This is a genomic window from Ensifer sp. Root1252 (genome assembly GCF_001425885.1).
GTDB classification, from domain to species: domain Bacteria; phylum Pseudomonadota; class Alphaproteobacteria; order Rhizobiales; family Rhizobiaceae; genus Ensifer; species Ensifer canadensis.
Map to the genome: position 1 here is coordinate 71,712 of NZ_LMDT01000002.1, position 18,726 is coordinate 90,437.

Annotated in this window: 20 protein-coding genes; 12 read left to right on the forward strand and 8 right to left on the reverse strand. The window is 61.1% G+C overall.

The features are described from left to right. Nucleotides 1-228 precede the first annotated feature (228 nt). From nrdH to nrdF, 4 genes are read left to right on the forward strand one after another with little or no spacing between them, the layout of a single operon-like run. Nucleotides 229-450: a glutaredoxin-like protein NrdH gene (gene nrdH / locus ASD02_RS04835; protein ID WP_025429316.1), complete on the forward strand. Its 222-nt coding sequence runs from the start codon at nt 229-231 to the stop codon at nt 448-450. Nucleotides 451-467: 17 nt separating this feature from the next. Further along, nucleotides 468-884, forward strand: a complete 417-nt coding sequence (gene nrdI, locus ASD02_RS04840) for a class Ib ribonucleoside-diphosphate reductase assembly flavoprotein NrdI (protein WP_057209889.1) — start codon at nt 468-470, stop codon at nt 882-884. Continuing rightward, complete coding sequence (gene nrdE, locus ASD02_RS04845) at nt 854-3,007, forward strand: class 1b ribonucleoside-diphosphate reductase subunit alpha (RefSeq protein ID WP_057221905.1); 2,154 nt, start codon at nt 854-856, stop codon at nt 3,005-3,007. Before nrdI ends, nrdE begins: the two co-directional genes overlap by 31 nt. 16 nt (nt 3,008-3,023) lie before the next feature. Further along, nucleotides 3,024-4,013, forward strand: a complete 990-nt coding sequence (gene nrdF, locus ASD02_RS04850) for a class 1b ribonucleoside-diphosphate reductase subunit beta (RefSeq protein WP_057221906.1) — start codon at nt 3,024-3,026, stop codon at nt 4,011-4,013. Between the two features lie 102 nt (nt 4,014-4,115). Here nrdF and ASD02_RS04855 read toward each other — a convergent pair whose 3' ends face one another. After that, nucleotides 4,116-5,312, reverse strand: a complete 1,197-nt coding sequence (locus tag ASD02_RS04855; RefSeq protein WP_057221907.1) for a multidrug effflux MFS transporter — start codon at nt 5,310-5,312, stop codon at nt 4,116-4,118. Between the two features lie 197 nt (nt 5,313-5,509). On the opposite strand from ASD02_RS04855, the gene ASD02_RS04860 reads away from it, so the two are divergent. Next, nucleotides 5,510-6,214, forward strand: a complete 705-nt coding sequence (locus ASD02_RS04860; protein ID WP_057210106.1) for a TetR/AcrR family transcriptional regulator — start codon at nt 5,510-5,512, stop codon at nt 6,212-6,214. A gap of 83 nt (nt 6,215-6,297) precedes the next feature. On the opposite strand, the gene ASD02_RS04865 is transcribed toward ASD02_RS04860, so the two are convergent. The 4 genes from ASD02_RS04865 to ASD02_RS04880 all read right to left on the reverse strand — a co-directional run bounded on the left by ASD02_RS04865 (nt 6,298) and on the right by ASD02_RS04880 (nt 8,408). Beyond that, entirely contained in the window at nt 6,298-6,582 is a 285-nt protein-coding gene (locus tag ASD02_RS04865) for an acylphosphatase (RefSeq protein ID WP_057221945.1), read from the reverse strand. A 188-nt stretch (nt 6,583-6,770) separates the two neighbouring features. Next, complete coding sequence (locus ASD02_RS04870; RefSeq protein WP_057221908.1) at nt 6,771-7,091, reverse strand: cupredoxin family copper-binding protein; 321 nt, start codon at nt 7,089-7,091, stop codon at nt 6,771-6,773. A gap of 9 nt (nt 7,092-7,100) precedes the next feature. Further along, complete coding sequence (locus ASD02_RS04875; RefSeq protein WP_244494174.1) at nt 7,101-7,610, reverse strand: DUF4142 domain-containing protein; 510 nt, start codon at nt 7,608-7,610, stop codon at nt 7,101-7,103. A gap of 102 nt (nt 7,611-7,712) precedes the next feature. Beyond that, on the reverse strand, nt 7,713-8,408 hold the full coding sequence (locus ASD02_RS04880; protein WP_025429325.1) for an RNA polymerase sigma factor: 696 nt from the start codon (nt 8,406-8,408) through the stop codon (nt 7,713-7,715). 343 nt (nt 8,409-8,751) lie between these two features. Here ASD02_RS04880 and ASD02_RS04885 point away from each other — a divergent pair, with 343 nt between their 5' ends. From ASD02_RS04885 to ASD02_RS36690, 7 genes are all read left to right on the forward strand, one after another. Continuing rightward, nucleotides 8,752-9,642, forward strand: coding sequence for a substrate-binding domain-containing protein (locus tag ASD02_RS04885; protein WP_057219224.1), 891 nt, complete (start codon nt 8,752-8,754; stop codon nt 9,640-9,642). A gap of 176 nt (nt 9,643-9,818) precedes the next feature. Then, a complete protein-coding gene (locus tag ASD02_RS04890) occupies nt 9,819-11,342 on the forward strand; it encodes a sugar ABC transporter ATP-binding protein (protein WP_057221909.1) in 1,524 nt (507 codons plus the stop codon). Continuing rightward, nucleotides 11,339-12,301, forward strand: a complete 963-nt coding sequence (locus ASD02_RS04895; protein WP_057221910.1) for an ABC transporter permease — start codon at nt 11,339-11,341, stop codon at nt 12,299-12,301. The genes ASD02_RS04890 and ASD02_RS04895 overlap by 4 nt, the downstream gene beginning before the upstream one ends. A 14-nt stretch (nt 12,302-12,315) precedes the next feature. After that, complete coding sequence (locus ASD02_RS04900; RefSeq protein ID WP_057221911.1) at nt 12,316-13,257, forward strand: sugar kinase; 942 nt, start codon at nt 12,316-12,318, stop codon at nt 13,255-13,257. A gap of 5 nt (nt 13,258-13,262) precedes the next feature. Then, nucleotides 13,263-14,543, forward strand: a complete 1,281-nt coding sequence (locus ASD02_RS04905) for a D-tagatose-bisphosphate aldolase, class II, non-catalytic subunit (protein ID WP_025429330.1) — start codon at nt 13,263-13,265, stop codon at nt 14,541-14,543. Between the two features lie 123 nt (nt 14,544-14,666). Further along, nucleotides 14,667-15,683 carry a LacI family DNA-binding transcriptional regulator gene (locus ASD02_RS04910; protein ID WP_057221912.1) on the forward strand — a complete coding sequence of 339 codons (1,017 nt, stop codon included), beginning with the start codon at nt 14,667-14,669 and terminating at the stop codon, nt 15,681-15,683. A 153-nt stretch (nt 15,684-15,836) separates the two neighbouring features. After that, nucleotides 15,837-16,100 carry a CoA transferase gene (locus ASD02_RS36690; RefSeq protein WP_277996344.1) on the forward strand — a complete coding sequence of 88 codons (264 nt, stop codon included), beginning with the start codon at nt 15,837-15,839 and terminating at the stop codon, nt 16,098-16,100. A 12-nt stretch (nt 16,101-16,112) separates the two neighbouring features. Here the strand turns inward: ASD02_RS36690 and ASD02_RS04915 are convergent, their stop codons facing one another. The 3 genes from ASD02_RS04915 to ASD02_RS04925 form a co-directional block, all read right to left on the reverse strand. Further along, complete coding sequence (locus ASD02_RS04915) at nt 16,113-16,553, reverse strand: YHS domain-containing (seleno)protein (protein ID WP_057221913.1); 441 nt, start codon at nt 16,551-16,553, stop codon at nt 16,113-16,115. 377 nt (nt 16,554-16,930) lie between these two features. Further along, nucleotides 16,931-17,953 (reverse strand): serine hydrolase, encoded by a 1,023-nt coding sequence (locus ASD02_RS04920; RefSeq protein WP_057221914.1) that lies wholly within the window; start codon nt 17,951-17,953, stop codon nt 16,931-16,933. Between the two features lie 95 nt (nt 17,954-18,048). Next, nucleotides 18,049-18,648: a TetR family transcriptional regulator gene (locus ASD02_RS04925; protein WP_057221947.1), complete on the reverse strand. Its 600-nt coding sequence runs from the start codon at nt 18,646-18,648 to the stop codon at nt 18,049-18,051. Between the last annotated feature and the right edge of the window lie 78 nt (nt 18,649-18,726).

Consider the following 18,726-nt stretch of genomic DNA (forward strand, 5'->3'; position numbering starts at 1 on the left):
CCCGGAAGCGCCGTCTTCAACTTCGGGGTGAAGTCATGTCCGCGTCATCGAATTCCTATCATTCGCCAATGAAGAGGCGCGGGAAGCCGCGAATCTGACGAACAACCGCGCCCGGGTCTTCTCGACCCGAGCAAGCGGTCATCCTGCCAGTCCTGCATTTCGCCGGATCGCTTGTGCGTATCCGCATGCCTTTTCATGCCCAGATCCAGCCGACCAAACGAGGAAGAAATGAACGTCACCGTCTACAGCAAGCCCGCCTGCGTCCAGTGCACCGCAACCTATCGCGCGCTCGACCGCCAGGGCGTCAATTACGAGGTGATCGACATTTCGGTCGACCAGGACGCGTTCGAGACGGTCAAGGGCCTTGGCTACATGCAGGTTCCCGTCGTCATCGCCGGTCCGGAGCACTGGGCAGGCTTCCGCCCCGACAAGATCAGCGCACTGTCCTGAAGCCGAGGTACGGCGCGATGGGGCTGATCGTCTATTTTTCCACCCGCTCGGAAAACACCCATCGCTTCGTCGGCAAGCTCGGCCTGCGCGCCAGACGCATTCCCGTCAGCGCGGCCGACGCGCCGCTCGACGTGCACGAACCCTATGTGCTCGTCGTCCCGACCTATTGCGGCGACGACGGCCGGGGCGCCGTGCCCAAACAGGTGATCCGCTTTCTCAACGATGCGGACAACCGCTCCCACATCCGCGGCGTGATTGCCGCGGGCAACAGCAATTTCGGCGCGACCTACGGGATCGCCGGCGACGTGATCTCGGCCAAGTGCCAGGTGCCCTATCTCTACCGGTTCGAACTGTTGGGAACCGATGAGGACGTCGCCAATGTCAAAAACGGGATGGAACGATTTTGGACGTCTCAACACTCGAACGCCCCTTGAAGGCGACGGAATCGGCGCTCGATTACCACGCGCTGAACGCCATGCTGAACCTCTATGACGAGGACGGCCGGATCCAGCTCGACAAGGACCGGTTGGCGGCAAAGCAGTACTTCCTGCAGCACGTCAACCAGAACACCGTGTTCTTCCATAACCTGCGCGAAAAACTCGATTACCTCGTCACCGAGGGCTACTACGAGCAGGAGGTTCTCGACCAGTATTCGTTCAACTTCGTGCGCGACCTGTTCGATCACGCCTATGACAAGAAGTTCCGTTTCCCGACCTTTCTCGGCGCCTTCAAATATTACACCAGCTACACGCTGAAGACCTTCGACGGGAAGCGCTACCTCGAGCGCTACGAGGACCGGGTCTGCATGGTGGCGCTGACGCTGGCGCGCGACGACGAGGCGCTGGCGCGCGACATGGTCGACGAGATCATCTCCGGTCGCTTCCAACCGGCGACCCCGACCTTCCTCAACGCCGGCAAAAAGCAGCGCGGCGAGCTCGTCTCCTGCTTTCTGCTGAGGGTCGAGGACAACATGGAATCGATCGCGCGCGGCATTAATTCGGCGCTACAATTGTCGAAGCGCGGCGGCGGCGTGGCGCTGTCGCTTACCAACATCCGCGAGGCCGGCGCCCCGATCAAGCAGATCGAAAACCAGTCGTCCGGCATCATTCCCGTGATGAAGCTGCTGGAGGATTCGTTCTCCTACGCCAACCAGCTTGGCGCCCGCCAGGGTGCCGGCGCCGTCTATCTCAACGCCCACCACCCCGACATCATGCGTTTCCTCGACACCAAGCGGGAGAACGCCGACGAGAAGATCCGTATCAAGACGCTGTCGCTGGGCGTCGTCGTTCCCGACATCACCTTCGAACTCGCCAAGAACAACGAGGACATGTACCTGTTCTCGCCCTATGACGTGGAGCGCGTCTACGGCGTTGCCTTCACCGACATCTCGGTCACGGAAAAATATCGGGAAATGGTCGCCGACAGCCGGATCCGCAAGAAGAAGATCAAGGCGCGCGAGTTCTTCCAGGTGCTGGCCGAAATCCAGTTCGAGTCGGGCTATCCCTACATCATGTTCGAAGACACGGTGAACCGCGCCAACCCGATCGCCGGCCGCATCACCATGAGCAACCTCTGCTCAGAAATCCTCCAGGTCAGCGAAGCCAGCGAGTACAATGACGACCTGTCCTACAAGCACCTGGGCAAGGACATCTCCTGCAATCTCGGCTCGCTGAATATCGCCGCCGCGATGGATTCGTCCGATTTCGGCAAGACGATCGAGACATCGATCCGGGCGCTGACCGCGGTCTCCGACATGAGCCATATCGCCTCGGTTCCCTCCGTCGAGAAGGGCAATGACGACAGCCATGCGATCGGCCTCGGCCAGATGAACCTGCACGGCTATCTCGCCCGCGAACGGGTCTATTACGGTTCGGACGAAGGCGTCGATTTCACCAACATCTACTTCTACACGGTGACCTACCACGCCATCCGCGCCTCCAACCGCATCGCCGTCGAACGCGGGTCGAGCTTCAAGGGCTTCGAGAACTCGAAATACGCCTCGGGCGACTATTTCGACAAGTACACCGAACAGGAATGGAAGCCGGCGACCGAGCGGGTGCGCGAACTGTTCGAAACCGCAGGCATCGATATCCCGACGCAGGAAGACTGGCTGGAACTCAAGCAGGCGGTGATGACATCCGGCCTCTACAACCAGAACCTGCAGGCGGTGCCGCCGACCGGCTCAATCTCCTATATCAACCATTCGACCTCCTCGATCCACCCGATCGTCTCGAAGATCGAGATCCGCAAGGAAGGCAAGATCGGCCGCGTCTATTATCCCGCGGCCTTCATGACCAACGACAATCTCGACTACTACCAGGATGCCTATGAGATCGGTCCGGAGAAGATCATCGACACCTATGCGGCTGCGACCCAGCATGTCGACCAGGGGCTTTCGCTGACCTTGTTCTTCAAGGACACGGCAACGACCCGCGACATCAACCGCGCGCAGATCCATGCCTGGAAGAAGGGCATCAAGACGATCTACTACATCCGCCTTCGTCAGATGGCGCTGTCCGGCACGGAAGTGCAGGGCTGCGTTTCCTGCGCGCTTTGATACTCCGGGGAACAAGATGAACATCCAACTGAAGACCAAGGCGCCCAAGGGCTCGCAAGCCGTGCGCGCCATCAACTGGAACCGTATCGAGGACGACAAGGACCTTGAGGTCTGGAACCGGCTCACCGGCAATTTCTGGCTGCCGGAAAAGGTGCCGCTTTCCAACGACATTCCCTCCTGGGCGGCGTTGCGGCCGGAAGAGCAGCAGCTGACGATCCGTGTGTTCACGGGCCTGACCCTGCTCGACACGATCCAGACGAGCATCGGCGCACCGACACTGATGGCGGATTCGATCACGCCCCATGAGGAAGCGGTTTATTCCAACATCTCCTTCATGGAAGCGGTGCATGCCCGTTCCTATTCCTCGATCTTTTCGACGCTTTGCTCGACACCTGATGTCGATGACGCCTATCGCTGGTCGGAGGAGAACGAACATCTCCAGAAGAAGTCGGCGCTCATTCTCGAGCAGTATCGCACCACGGATCCGCTGAAGCGCAAGATCGCCAGCGTCTTCCTCGAGAGCTTCCTGTTCTACTCCGGCTTCTATCTGCCGATGTATTGGTCGAGCCGCGCCAAGCTGACCAACACTGCCGACATGATCCGCCTCATCATCCGCGACGAAGCGGTGCACGGCTACTACATCGGCTACAAGTTCCAGAAGGGCCTGGAGCGGCTGAGTAACGAGCGTCGGCAGGAGATGAAGGATTTTGCCTTCGACCTGCTGCTCGAACTCTACGACAACGAGGCGAAATATACCGAATCGCTTTACGACAGCGTCGGCCTGACCGAGGACGTGAAGAAGTTCCTGCACTACAACGCCAACAAGGCGCTGATGAACCTCGGATATGAGGCGCTGTTCCCGGCCGATGCCTGCAAGGTCAATCCGGCGATTCTGTCGGCCCTGTCTCCGAATGCCGACGAGAACCACGACTTCTTCTCCGGTTCAGGCTCATCCTATGTCATCGGCAAGGCGGTCGCGACAGAAGACGAAGACTGGGATTTTTGAGGGGCATGCTGCGTTCGACTGCAGGCCAATAGCAAAACGGCCGGTGAAGACGAGAAGGTCTTCACCGGCCGTACTGTTTCCACCCTCCGAAGCGAGGTTATGTTACTCCGCCGGCACAACGCGGCTGCGGCCGATGGTTGCCTGCGTCAGCAGGAACGCGCTGACCGCGCAGATGGCGATGCCCGCGGCCATCGGCAGTGCTGTCCCATCGAAGAAGACGGCAGCAACGATCATGGCGACAGCCGCCGTGACGAAATGCAATGTCCCCATCAGCGCCGATGCAGTACCGGCAATCTCGCCGTGATCCTCAAGCGCCAGCACCGCGGAGGTCGGGATGACCAGACCGAGCGCGCCGTAGCCGACGAACAGGAATGCCGCCATGACCGGCAACTGGTTGAAGCCGAGGCTCATGAGAATGAACATGCTGGCCATGGTCAAGGCAAAGCCGGCGACGGCAAGCTGCATGACACGCACGAGACCGAAACGAACGCCAAGCCAACCGGTCGCCTGCGAGACCGCGAAGAACGATACCGCGTTGATCGAGAAGGCGAAGCTGTATTGCGTCGGCGTCAGGCCATAATGATCGATCAGCACGAAGGGCGAATTTGCGAGGTAGACGAGGAAGCTCGAAATGCCGAGGCCACCGATGAAGGTGAGCGTCAGGAAGTTCCGGTCGCTCAGAAGCAGCCGGTAGGCGGCAATCGCGCTGCCGAAATTGCTGTCTGCCCTGTCCTTCTTCGGACGGGTCTCAGCCAATTGGGTCGACAGCAGGATCAGGCCGATGAAGGCTGCGATCATGACGGCACAGAAAACGCCGCGCCAGCCGTAGAACTCGATGACGGCGCTGCCAGTCAGAGGCGCCAGGATCGGCGAGATGCTGAACACCAGCATCAGCAGCGACATCAGGCGTGCCGCCTGAACGCCGGTGTGCATGTCACGAACGATGGCGCGCGGAATGACCATGCCGGCGGCACCGCCAATACCTTGCAGGAAGCGGAAGGCGATGAGCGTTTCGATATCGGTCGCGAGCGCGCAGCCGATGCTGGCCAGCGCGAACAGGCCGATGCCGAGATAGAGCGGCGCCTTGCGGCCCCACATATCCGAGAGTGGGCCATAGACGAGCTGGAAAATTGCAAAGGAAATGAAGAAGGCGAGCAGGCTAAGCTGCACGACACCGGTCTCTGCGGCGAGATCCTTGCCGATCGACGGCAGCGCGGGGAGATACATGTCGATTGCGAAAGGCCCGATCGCTGAAATCAGACCGAGGACTATGGCAGTGCGTAGAAAGGACGCCGTCATGGTGATGATCTTTCAGAGGTCGCGAAACGAACGAGGACGCGCGCCTGCATTCGTTGCCGCCGGGATTGAAACTGGAATGAGCCGGTCGTGCCAGGATCGAACGTCCGGGAGACGCATCCATGTGGTCCATAATTTTGGACACACATGTCAAATTAGACACTATTGTCCAAACCGTCAACATGTCCTATCGTCGGATCATGAAAAAACGACAAGCCGCCTTGCCGACCGCCGGTGGCCCCACCCAGAAGGGTCAATGCGCCAAACGCATCTCGATCCTCGACGCCGCCGCAGAGGTCTTCTGCCGCGAAGGCTTTTCCGGCGCCAGCATAGACGAAATCGCCGCGGAAGCCTGTGTTTCCAGGCAGACCATCTACAATCACTACCGCGAAAAAGAGACGCTGTTCATGGCGGTGGTGCAGGATATCCTCGACCGAACCAACGCCGCGCTGTTCTCGATCCTCGCGACCTTCCCGCAACGGGCAGACAATCTCGAGGACGACCTCACTGCCTTTGCAGTGCGCCTCAACAGGAACTGCATCTGCAATCAGGACGGCAAGTTCATCCAGAAGCTGGTCGAGACCGAGGGAGAGCGATATCCCGAGCTGATCAGGATCTGGCGCGAACAGGGACCGGGCAAGATCGGCGCGGCACTCTCGGCACTGTTTGCTCGACTTGCCCACGCGGCCCCGCTTGAGATCGACGACCTCGACTTGGCCGCTCGGCAATTCCTGGCCTTGATCAAGGCGGACATGCAGATAGCCGGTCCTTTTGGCGAAGCTCCAACGGAGGAGCAATTGCAGACCTCTGCCCGCAACGCCGTCAGGACCTTCCTGCGCGCCTATGGCAGGGTCGAGACCGAACGAGCCCAGAAAAAAGCCGGTCGCCTCGACCAATCGGCTTGACCGCCAGTCGCTCTGACCAATTCAGTCACCCTGACGTCTTCGCGACGCACCTAAGACCAACGCCCCTCCGCATCTCCGATCACCTAACCAGTGATCTGGAACCCCTGCACCGGATCGGGCAAGGCCACCGGTTCGGTTTCGACGCTGACGACCGAGGCAGCCGCCGGCCCCATCCAGAGCCGCTCGACCATGTTTGCGAGCGCAACATCGGAGCCGACGATCATCGCCGCCACCGATCCGTCGCGCTCGTTGCGCACCCAGCCGGTCACTCCCAGGCGTTCGGCCTCGCGGCGGGCCCAAATGCGGAAGCTGACGCCCTGCACCCTTCCGCTGACACGAACGAGCATCGCCTTGCGCTCTCTGATCATGATCGCACCTGTTTTTTTGTTATAGAAGAGAAACTGGAGCGAAGGCGGACAAAGACAAGCCACCTGACGTTGCGGGCGCCTGCGACGCCGGGCCGTTTCCACATCGGGCGAAGTTGCGGAATTCTCCGCCGCCTTGTTTTGACGCATTTCCGGACGCAAAACCGCTTCCCAGTTCTCCTGGAAATAGCCTATGGCGTCGCCGCCAAAATGCGGCCCTTCATGTTGGGATGAAAGCGGCAATAATAATCGATCTGCCCCGCCTCCCGCACGACGAGACTTGCGGTCTTCTTCGCCGGGATCAACACCTCCCAACCACCCTTCACGGTCGCTGTATGGACGAGGATGTCCCTGTTGACCCACTCGATCGTGTCGCCGACGCGTACCTCGACCTCTGCGGGAACAAACGCCATTTTTTCTATCGTCACGCGGATTGTCTCTGCTTGAGCATCCACAGCGCCATTGCCGAGCAGGAGCCCGGCAACGGCAACGAGATAAAACCCGGATGGCATGGCCGCGCTCTACTTCAGCGATGCGGCAACATGTTCTGCATGCTGCTGGTGGCCCTGAAAGATCTTCAAGCCGGTCTCAAGCAGTGCCTTAAGTTCGGCATTGCTGGCCGATGGAATGAGCAGGGTCTCCAGGGCTCCGTTCACCTGCTTGTGGTAGGCGACTTCATTGTCGACATAGGCTTTATCGAAGCTCGCGCCGTCGAGCGTGGCAAGCTTGGCGCGCTCGTCGCCAGCTGCTTTCGAGAGCGCCTTGCTGGTATCGTTGTCCTCCGGCGTCACCTTGAGTTTCTTGACGAGATCGAGCGCCTGCGTATTCACCGCCTCATGGTCGCGCATCATATCTTCGGCAAACGAAACGACGTCCTTGTTGCCGGACTTCGAGATCGCAAGCTTGGCATTTTCCACATCGATCACTCCGGCCGTATAGGCGATGTGAGCGATCTGTGGGTCGGTCGGCTTATCCGCTGCCTGTGCCGGGATCACAAGCCCGAGCAGGCAAAGCGTGACGAGCGCGGTCATTGGCCGAATGTTCATGGAAACCTCCTTGTTCCACGCAGGGCGCGGACCCTGTTTGCAGTTGACATCCATTGGATGCCGCCTGCCCGCAAAGGTTCCCGCCGGTCAGCTGGAAAGGCCAAGCCGCTTCATGACCGCCGCGGTCAGCCGCGCACAGCGCCGCCCGGCAAAGGGGAAAGCATCGAGCAAAACCGGGCCGATCTGCTCATGCAACTGTTTGCGCACCAGCTGCCGCGCCCGATGCAACCGTGTCTTGACCGTCTCGGGGCGTAACCCAAGCAGATCAGCCGTTTCCTCCACGCTCAGCCCCTCTATCACCCGCGCGACGAAAACCGTTCTGTAGATATCGGGCAGATTGTCGGTCGCCCGTTCGACGAGTTGCAGGATCTGCCGCTGCGCCATCGTGCGTTCGGGATCATCGGCACTTGCCGGCAGCGGGAACTGGATGATCGTCGCATCGCGGCCATCGCCGATCGAGCCCAGGGCGTCGGCTTTGCGGCGTCCCCGTCGCAACCGTCCGAGCGCCTCGTTGATGACGATGCGTGACAGCCAGGTTCCAAGCGACGATTCGCCACGAAAGCTTGCGAGATGCGCAAAGGCCAGCACATAGGCTTCCTGTACGATGTCTTCGGCTTCGCTGTCGTTTCGAACGACGCCTCGGGCAATGCGGTAGAGGCGCTGGTTGTGAACCTGCATGATCGCGAGGAACGCCTGCCCGTCACCGGCGATCGCCCTTTGCGCCAGTGCCACATCCGCGGTCGGGTCCGTGATCGCCAGCGCGCCTGTTCGAATGTCTGCCATGTCCGAGCCTCCCGCAACATTAGATGCACGGTTCCGCCAAAGGTTCCCGTCATTTTTCCAATTGCAGACACCGTGCCGTTCTTTTTGGAACCTCTTCAGAGAATGCGGTTGCGCCATTGTGGTCCTACCTTGGCCGCCTAACGTCGAATGGCCTGCCGACCACTCAAGCGAGAGGCGTCTAAATTTCTCGCGTTACCCTGTTAATCTTTTCATCGCGTACTTTTAAAAATTGACGCGCGCAAAGTTTTATGGTTTTTACATCATCGCCAAGACGGTGATGGGAGGGCCCTCCTGCTTGGCCGCCAAGACCAAAGGCCCACATCGTTTCCAAGGGAGGAAACCCATGAACATGCCCCGTATTCTCAAGGCGCTTGTCGCCGGCACGGCACTGATCCTGATTGCTTCCGCCGCATCGGCCGAAGGCATCGGCGCCTCGCTCTTGACCCAGCAGCATCCGTTCTACATCGAGCTTGCCGACGCGATGAAAGCCGAGGCGAAAGAGAAGAACGTCGCGCTCGAAGTTGCGATTGCCAACCAGGATCTCAACAAGCAACTCGCCGACGTCGAGGATTTCATCGTCAAGGGCGTTGACGTGATCGTCATTTCGCCGGTCGACAGCCAGGGCGTGCGCGCCGCGATCGAAAAGGCCGAGAAGGCCGGCATCAAGGTGATCACCGTCGACGTGCCTGCCAACGGCGCGACCGTCACCTCGCATATCGGCACCGATAATTTCACCGGCGGCGTCAAGGCTGGCGAACTGATGGCAAAGGTCCTCGACAACAAGGGCAAGGTCGCCGTTATCGACTACCCAACCGTCCAGTCGGTCGTGAACCGCGTCAACGGCTTCAAGGAAGCGATCGCCAAGCATCCGGAGATGGAAATCGTCGCCATCCAGACCGGCATCACCCGCGCCGAGGCACTCGCAGCGGCACAGAACATGCTGCAGGCCAACCCTGACATCACCGGCATTTTCGGCTTCGGTGATGACGCAGCGCTTGCTGCAGCGGTTGCCGTCAAGGCGGCGGGCCTCGAAACCCAGGTCAAGGTCATCGGCTTCGATGGCATGAAGGAAGCCCGCGACGCTGTCGACACCAACCCGGTGATGGTCGGCGTGATCCAGCAGTTCCCCGACCAGATGGGCAAGCAGGCCGTCGACACTGCCGTCAAGGTTGCCGCCGGCGAACAGGTTCCGGCCGAACAGCCGATCGTGCCCGGCGTCTACACCGCAAAGTAAGTCCTCCCAGGACAGCCGCCGCCCGAGGGCGGCGGCACCAACACGACGAACGCCTCCGCCTGCTGCCGACAAAAACGGGCAGCAATTCGAAGTGCTACAGCGACCTTTGCGCGTCTGATGAGACACGTTGCGCTGCAGCCCGGAGGCGCTTCTCGGCGCGATCCAAGGAGGCCGCCATGCATGGTTCGACCACGGACACCGTTCTCAAGATCAGCAATGTCACGAAGTCATTCGGGCAGGTTGCCGCGTTGAAGAGCATGCGGCTCGATGTCCGCCGCGGCCGCGTGCATACGCTGCTCGGCGAAAACGGTGCCGGCAAATCGACATTGATGAAAATTCTTGCCGGCGTTCACAGCGCGACGTCAGGCGACATTACCCTCGACAATCAACCCTATCGCCCCACCAACCCGCAGCAGGCAGCAGCGCTCGGGCTTGCGATCGTGTTCCAGGAATTGAGCCTCTGCAACAACCTGACGGTGGCGGAGAATATTCTGGCGACGCGCGAGCCGCGCAAGTTCGGCTTCATCAACGATAAGGCGCTCGTTGCCAGGGCAAGGTCGATCGTCGCTGAACTCGGGCTGCCGATCGACGTCACCGAGAAGGTCGGCAATCTCTCGATCGCCCAGCGGCAGCTGGTCGAGATCGCCAAGGGCCTCAGCCATGAGGCAAAGGTCGTCATTCTCGACGAGCCGACCTCGTCGCTCAGCGACAGCGAGGCCGAGATCCTGTTCGACATCATCGGCCGGCTGAAAAGCCGCGGCGTCGCGGTCATCTATATTTCCCACCGCATGGAAGAGATCATGCGGCTCAGCGACGACATCACCGTCATCCGCGATGGTGAGTATGTCTCCACTCACGATCGCAACGACGTCACGATCGAGGCGCTGATTGCGCTGATGGTCGGCCGTCGGATGGAGGAGATCTATCCGCCCCCAATCCACGTTCGCTCGACGGAGATTACTTCGGATCAGCCTCTGGTCCTTGCGGTCGAGCGTCTGACGCGCGACGAGGAATTCGCCGATATTTCCTTCACGGTCGGCGCCGGCGAGATCCTCGGCTTCTTCGGCCTCGTCGGCTCGGGTCGCTCCGAAGTGATGAACGCACTGTTCGGCATGAAGAACGCGAGCGGCACGGTTCGCCTCGACGGCAAGGAGGTTCGCTTCCGCTCGCCGGCCGAAGCGATTGCCCGCGGCATCGGCTTCGTCACCGAAAACCGCAAGGAAGAAGGCCTCGTGCTCGGGCACAGCGTCGAGTGGAACATTTCCATGGCGGCATTGCCTGACTTCACCGGCCCGTTTGGCTTTACCCGCGGCAGCGCCGAGCGCAAGGCAGCGGCAGCCGAGGTCGGCAGGCTTGCCATCAAGACGCGCTCGCTCGACACGCCGGCAGGCTCTCTCAGCGGCGGCAACCAGCAGAAGATCGTGCTCGCCAAATGGCTCCTGACCCGGCCGAAGGTGCTGATCCTCGACGAGCCGACCCGCGGCGTCGACGTCGGCGCGAAATTCGAAATCTACAAGATCATCCGCCAGTTGGCGGCCGAAGGAACGGCGATCCTGCTGATTTCCTCCGAGCTGCCGGAGGTGCTCGGAATGAGCGACCGCGTCGTCGTCATGCATGAGGGCGTGCTCGGCGCGACCCTCGCCGGCACCGACCTCACTCCCGAAACGATCATGGCGCACGCGACAGGTTTCCAATCATGACCCAGCAAACTGCAGCCCAGGCCGCCCTCGTCAGGGCCTTGAAGCAATATGGCGGCATCTTTCTCTCGCTGGTGATGCTCTGCATCATCTTCTCGTTCCTCAATCCCCGGTTCATGTCGGTCGTCAACTTCATGAACATCCTGCAGCAGGTGGCCGTGATCGCTATTGCCGCCTTCGGCATGACCTGGGTGATCCTGCTCGGTGAGATCGACCTGTCGGTCGGCTCGATCATCGCAGTCGCCGGCATGGTCGGGGCACAGTGTTTCGCCTTCGGGCTCGGCTTCGGCCCGGCACTCGCCGTGACGCTAGCCGCAGGCGCCTTGATGGGCATGCTCAACGGCGTCTTGACGGCAAAGCTCCTGCTGCCATCGTTCATCGTCACCGTCGCCACCATGGGCATCTATCGCGGCCTCGTCAGCCTGCCGACCAACGGTGCGCCGGCAATGATCGACAACGCCACTTGGACGGCGATCGGCACCGAAAGCTTCCTCGGCCTGCCCATCATCATCTGGGTCGTTGCCGTGCTCTTCGTCATCAACCAGATCGTTCTCAGCAAGACGAGCTTCGGACGCCGCGCCTATCTCACCGGCGGCAACCGCGAAGCGGCTATCTATTCGGGCATCAAGGTCGATCGCCTCAAGATCATCATCTTCATGATCTCGGGCGTCATGGCGGCCATTAGCGGCGTGCTGCTTTCCTCGCGCCTCTTCTCCGCCCAGACCAATGCCGGCATGAGCTATGAGCTCGATGCCATCGCTGCGGCCGTTCTTGGCGGCACCTCGCTTGCCGGCGGTGTTGGCACCATGGTCGGCACGCTCATCGGCGCGCTCATCATCGGTGTGATGAACAACGGCATGAACATGCTTTCCGTCCCCTATTTCTACCAGCTCATCGTCAAGGGCCTCGTGATCCTTGTCGCCGTTTGGCTCGACGTTCGCGCCAAACAGGCAAAGCGCTGACCCGAGTGACACACATGCACAAGATACTGACGATCGGCGAAATTCTCGTCGAGATCATCGCCACCGAAAAGGGTGACGGCTTCCGGCAAGCGACACCGCTGGTCGGCCCCTTCCCCTCAGGCGCGCCTGCCATCTTCATCGACCAGGTCGGCAAGCTCGGCCAGGCGAGCGCGATCATTTCGCGCGTTGGCGGCGACGATTTCGGTCACGTCAACCTCGCACGACTGGAAGCCGACGGCGTCGATGTCTCCGGCATCGCGGTCGATGCGCTCGCCACCACCGGCAGCGCCTTCGTCCGTTACCGCCATGACGGCAGTCGGGCTTTCGTCTTCAACATCCGTGACAGCGCCTGCGGCACCATTCGTCTCGATGGGAACGCGATCGCGCTCATTCGCAGCTGCAGCCACATGCATGTCATGGGATCGTCGCTCTACGCGCCGAGCGTCGTCGAAAGCATTCTGGCGGCAATCGACATCGTCAAGGCAGCCGGCGGCACGGTCTCCTTCGATCCCAACCTCAGGGCGGAAATCCTCGAAAGCCCCGGGATGCGCGACGCGCTGAGATCGGTGCTTGAGAGGACCGACGTGTTCCTGCCGAGCGGAGCCGAACTCTTCCTTTTCACGCAAGCGAAAAGCGAGGCGGATGCCATCGCAGAACTCCTCGCCTCCGGCATCCGGGTCGTCGTCGTCAAGCACGGCGCCGAGGGCGCCAGCTACTTCGATGCGGAAACGACGCTCTCCCTGCCCGGATTCCCGGTCGAAGAGATCGATCCGACCGGCGCGGGCGACTGCTTCGGCGCCACCTTCGTCACCTGCTGGCTGAACGGCGCCTCCCCCAGCGAGGCGCTCGAGCTTGCCAACGCCTCCGGCGCCCGCGCCGTGATGATCTCCGGCCCGATGGAAGGCGCGTCGACGAGAGCAGAACTCGAAGCCTTCATCAGCGCGCGAAAGGATTGAAGACCATGAAACCCAATTATCTGATCGACATTGCCCAGTGGCGCGACCGTCCGGGCCTGCGCGGTATTCCTTCGATCTGCTCGGCGCATCCGCTGGTCATCGAGGCCGCAATGCTGCGTGCCCTTAGGGAAGACACCCATCTCTTGATCGAGGCGACCTGCAACCAGGTCAATCAGGACGGCGGATATACCGGCATGACGCCCGCCGATTTCACCCGTTTCGTCGGGGAGATCGCCGCAAAGACCGGCTTCCCGATCGAAAACATCATCCTCGGCGGCGACCATCTCGGCCCCAACCCGTGGAAACATCTGCCGGCCGATGAGGCGATGGACAAGGCGGAAGCGATGATCCGCGCCTATGCCGCGGCCGGCTTCACCAAGCTGCATCTCGATACCAGCATGGGCTGCGCCGGCGAACCCGTCGCCCTTCCCGATGCGACGACGGCGTTGCGTGCCGCGCGGCTTGCCGCCGCCGCCGAAGATGCCATCCGCGGACGTAACGGCATCGCCCCGGTCTACATCATCGGCACCGAGGTGCCTGTTCCCGGCGGCGCGCTCGAGGAACTGGATACGCTCGAAGTTACCGCACCCGAAGCAGCCGTCGAGACCGTCGATATTCATCGGCAGGCGTTCAGCGATGCAGGTGCCGGTGAGGCCTTCTCCCGGGTTGTCGGCGCCGTCGTCCAGCCGGGCGTCGAATTCGGCAACGAGAACGTGATCGCCTATGACCGGCCGAGGGCCGCTCAGTTGAGCGCAAGCCTGGCCGAGCTAAACGGCCTCGTCTTCGAGGCGCATTCCACCGACTACCAGACGCAAGAAGCACTTCGTGATCTGGTGACGGATGGTTTTGCCATCCTCAAGGTCGGCCCCGGCCTCACGTTTGCATTGCGTGAAGCGCTTTACGGGCTCGACCAGATCGCCGCGTTCCTGTTTCCCGATGCGCGATCCAAAACGCTGGCCGAGGTCACCGAAGAGGTCATGCGCGAGGAGCCGGGCAACTGGGGCAAGTATTATCACGGCTCGCCCGACGCGCTGCGTGTTCAGCGCCATTTCTCCTACAGCGACCGCATCCGCTATTACTGGCCGCACCCGAAGGTCGCGACTGCAGTGGAAGAGCTTCTTCGCCTGCTCGATGGCGTCACCATCCCCGAGACGCTGATCAGCCAGTATCTTTCGGGCAGTTACGAGCGCGTGCGAGACGGTCAGGTGCCGCCGCAAGCAAAGGCCCTGGCGATTGCCGCCGTCGATGCGGTTCTGGAGGATTACTTCACCGCCTGCAAAGGATAGAGCCGACCGATCATTCCGTGAATATTTCGTAGTCGACACTGCCTATCCCTCGGAAATAAATCTATAAACGAAACCCAAAAGAAGAATGGGGGCGCTTCGACCGTGGACAGACAAATCAAGACGATGGAGGATTTTTCGGAGTTCGTCGGTTTGTCGCGCCCCACTGTCTCCAAATACTTCAACGATCCGACTTCGGTTCGCAAAAAGACCCGCGACGCCATCGAGGCCGCGATCAAGCAATCCGGCTTCCGGCCCAACATCTTCGCCGTCAATCTCAACCGGCGGCGAACCAATATTCTTGGCGTCATCGTTCCCAATTCGACCGACCCGTTCTACATGGCGCTGACGCGGCGGATCGAACATATCGCCAACCAGGCGGGCTTTCTCGCCTTCGTTCTCTCCTCCGACGGCAAGCCGGAGATGGAAGAGCGCGCCATCGAAACCTTCAAGTCGATGAATGTCGCCGGCGCGATCATCGCCCCGCTCGGCGTCCAGTCCCATCACCAAAAACTCACCTCGCTCGGCGAGAGCATCCCGCTTGTTTATGTCGACTCGCCGCTCGACGGCAGTTCCTCCTTCGTCGGCACGGACAACCGCCAGAGCTTCAAGCTGATGGTCGATTATCTCTGCCGGTCCGGCGCACCGCCCTGCTACTTCGGCATGCCGCCGGTCAACAACAACGCGCTCGCCCGCCAACACGCCTATGAGGAGGCGATGCAGCAGTTGAAGATGGATCCCGTCATCGTGCCGACGGCGCCGAACGCCTCGTGGGATTTCGAAAAGTTCGGCTACGACGAAACGCTGCGCATTCTGGGAGAAGGCGGTTTTCCGACGAAGACGGTGCTGTGCGCCAACGACCGCGTTGCCTTCGGCGTGATTGCGGCGGCCTTCCAGTCCGGCGTCAAGGTCGGCCGCGAACCGGACAGTGACCTGCGGGTGGCAGGCCACGACGACCATCCGCTGTCGCGCTACACCTGTCCACCGCTGACGACTGTGGCGCAGAACTACAACGAGATCGGCCGGCTGGCGATCGAGCTGCTACTGTTCAAGCTCGGCGAAACTGAGAACGACGACCAGGCCTTCCCCGCGGACGAGCGCATTCTGCTCAGCGCCGAGATCATGCTGCGCGGCTCGGCCTAGCGGTGCCCTTTCAAGACGTGTTCGTCTGGATAGAACAACGCCGGAAGCCATCTTTGAACTCTCCGAGAACAATCGAGACAAACGTCAATACTTGACGCTCGGCTCCGGTCTAACACTCAGTCCCCATGACTAACGAAGTCGATCGCAATCGACATCGCCACGCCGGAAGGCGTCGACGCCGAGGGTGTTCCCGCCGGTCGGGTTGCTAGTGTCGATCAGGCCCTGCGTGATCCGCATACGCTCGCGCGCGGAATGGTGGTCAGCATGGAGGACCAAGCAGGTGAGACCCCGATCCGCGTTCTGGGCAATCCGCTGAAGATGTCGGCAACACCGGTGCAGTACCGCAAGCGCCCGCCGCATCTCGATGAAGATCGCGAGGCTATCCTGCGCCTCATTGATGAGACACAGGATAGCTGAGCGTCCACCGGCTTACTGCAGTTTCACCGCCGGCCAGTTCTGATCGGCCTTGGTCACATAACCCTTGATATCCTTGCGCCAGGTTTCCAGCACCGATTGATCGTAGTTCAGGTAGAGCTTGTCATCGACGATCGTGAACGCCGCCGGATCGATCGGGGCCTTGTAGCCGCGGGACATGCCGTAGGCGCAAAAGCCGCCATACTGCGGCGCATATTTTCCCGGGGTTGCTTCGAAGGCTTTGCGGTTTTCCTCCGAGGCGAACAGGAAGCGGGCATCACGGTAGGTCACGGCAAGGTCCGCTTTGCCCTCAACCGGCTTGCTCTGGACGAAATATGCGACCGGATCATAGCCCGAAATCGCCACACCGCTCTTCTCGTTGATCTCTCCGGCCACGGCGACAGTTGCCAGCTGAGCAACGATAAGGGCTCCAAGGAGGGGTCTGGGAATTGTCATGGTGCTTCTCCACGTTGACAGATTGCTGCGTCTTCCTGGTTGCAGACATACGGCGCTTCCAATGAATCGGCTGCGCGAAACCGGTGTTTCTCCTGCGATCTCTATTTCTCTTGATCGTTAGACTACGATCAGGGGAAGCGTTACAGCGTCCGACAAAATGACGGCCCGTCCGCGCTCGGCGCGCACGATATCTCCGGTGCCGGCGCCGGTTGAATTGCCGTGCAAGCCTGCGTTTGCCGGCCGGCGGCCCACGAGCCCATCAGGAAAAGGAGACGCCGTTCATCCACAGCAGGTTCGCTCCGCACGAAGCCACGCACGCGACACGGCGGCTGCACCCGGCACCGCAGGTTTCGCCGGTGATGGGGTGGAAAACGCAGCTATTCGCCGAGACGCGGCGACGCCCTGACCGTGTCGATGATATCGCCGAGCAGCAGATGCAGCGCATCGCGGTAACCGGTGCGTGCCGACGGGCCGCTCTCCTCAGACGTCATCACCACGGTCAGATCCAACGCCGGAACGATATAGAGCATCTGGCCGCCATAGCCCCAGGCGAAATGCACGGTCTCGCCAGCGATCTGACGCTGAAACCAGCCGTAGCCGTAGATGTCGCCGGAGAACCGAGAATTGGTGCGCGGTTGCCAGGAAAGTGCGACCCATTGCGCCGGCACCACCTGTCTTCCATCTGCCGTTTTGCCGCCGTTGCGGTAAATCTCGCCGAAAGCAAGCAGAGATCGCGCACTCATGGCCATCTGGTTGCCGCCGAGATAGATGCCCTGGGGATCGCGGTCCCAGGCATCGATGCGAAAACCCTTGATCGGACCAAGCCATTCGCGGGCGAGAGCAAGCGTCGACTTGCCGCTGACCTTGGTCAGGATTGCCGAGAGCAAATGGGTGGACGCGGTCGAATAAAGCATCTGCCCGCCCGGTTCGTCGTCGAACGGCTGCGCGAGTGCGGAGCGGACCCAGTTCCGGCTGGACACCCAGCGGCCGTAATTCGGACCGGACATCCTTCCGAGACCGGCCTGCATCGAAAGCAGATTGCCGATGGTGATGTCCTCAAGCCGCGGATCGGGCGAAGCCGGCAGGTCCGGCTTGAGGATCGGAGCGATCTTCTGGTCCGGGCCCTCAAGCAAGCCCTTGTCGATCGCAATGCCGACCAGAGCCGATACGATCGATTTGGAAGCCGATTTGATGTTGTTGGTGTCCGTAGGGCGGGTGCCCCGGTAGCCGCGCTCGGCAAGGACAGAGCCAGCTTGTGAGACGATCACGGTTTTCAATGGCTTGAGGTCGTCGCGCGCCGCAAGGCCGTCCAACAGCGCCGCAAGCGGTGGCCGATCCTGTGCGACCGCCAGGGAGCACATCAGCAGTAGAGAAAAAAATGCGGCAGCAAACCTGATCATGCATTCGATCTAGGATGAATGCGCGGCCGCGTCATGGGGCCGCGCGCAATGTCACGCGGATTTGAAGCCGGGTGACCGGCCGGTCCTGTCGTGACTCAGTCGCGCAGCACTTCAAGCAGCGGTGGAGCGGATGCGCCTGTGGCGAGGACCGACACGAAACGGCGCAGGCTCTGCCGGACGAAATCCGCAACCGGGATCTGCGGATCGAAACTCCACCAAAGCAGGGCCCCCTGCCAGTGGGACGCCATCAGGAGGCCAATGCCGGGTACCGGCCCCGATGGACCGGAGAGGCGTTCATCCAGCGCCTGTGAGAGCGCATCGCGCCATCGCGCGCCGCGGGCGCGAAGCGCCGGATCGCGCAAATCCTCGCGCAGGATCCGAAGCCCGTCGGCATAGGTTTCGATGCCGCCATAGTCGCCGGACAGTCCGACGAGCAGATCGACAGCGCCTTCCGGTGTCTTCGGCAAGGTCGCGGAAAGCTCTGAAGTCAATCGGTCGAGCCCGTCCCAGGCTTGCAAAAGCGTGCGCCGAACGAGGTGCTGCTTGTTCTCAAACCGCTGGACCAGGGTGGAGGCGGAGAGCCCGGTGCCCGTGGCAAGAGCGGCGAAGGTCAGGCCCTCCGGGCCGCTCGCATGCATGATCGCCAACGCGGCTGCCAACACATCTTCATCAGGCATTGTTTTGGGGCGTGGCATCTTGACTCTCATTAATAACCGAATAATCGTTTATATATCCTATTCTCATAGCCACGACCAGATGGCCTCGATCACCGA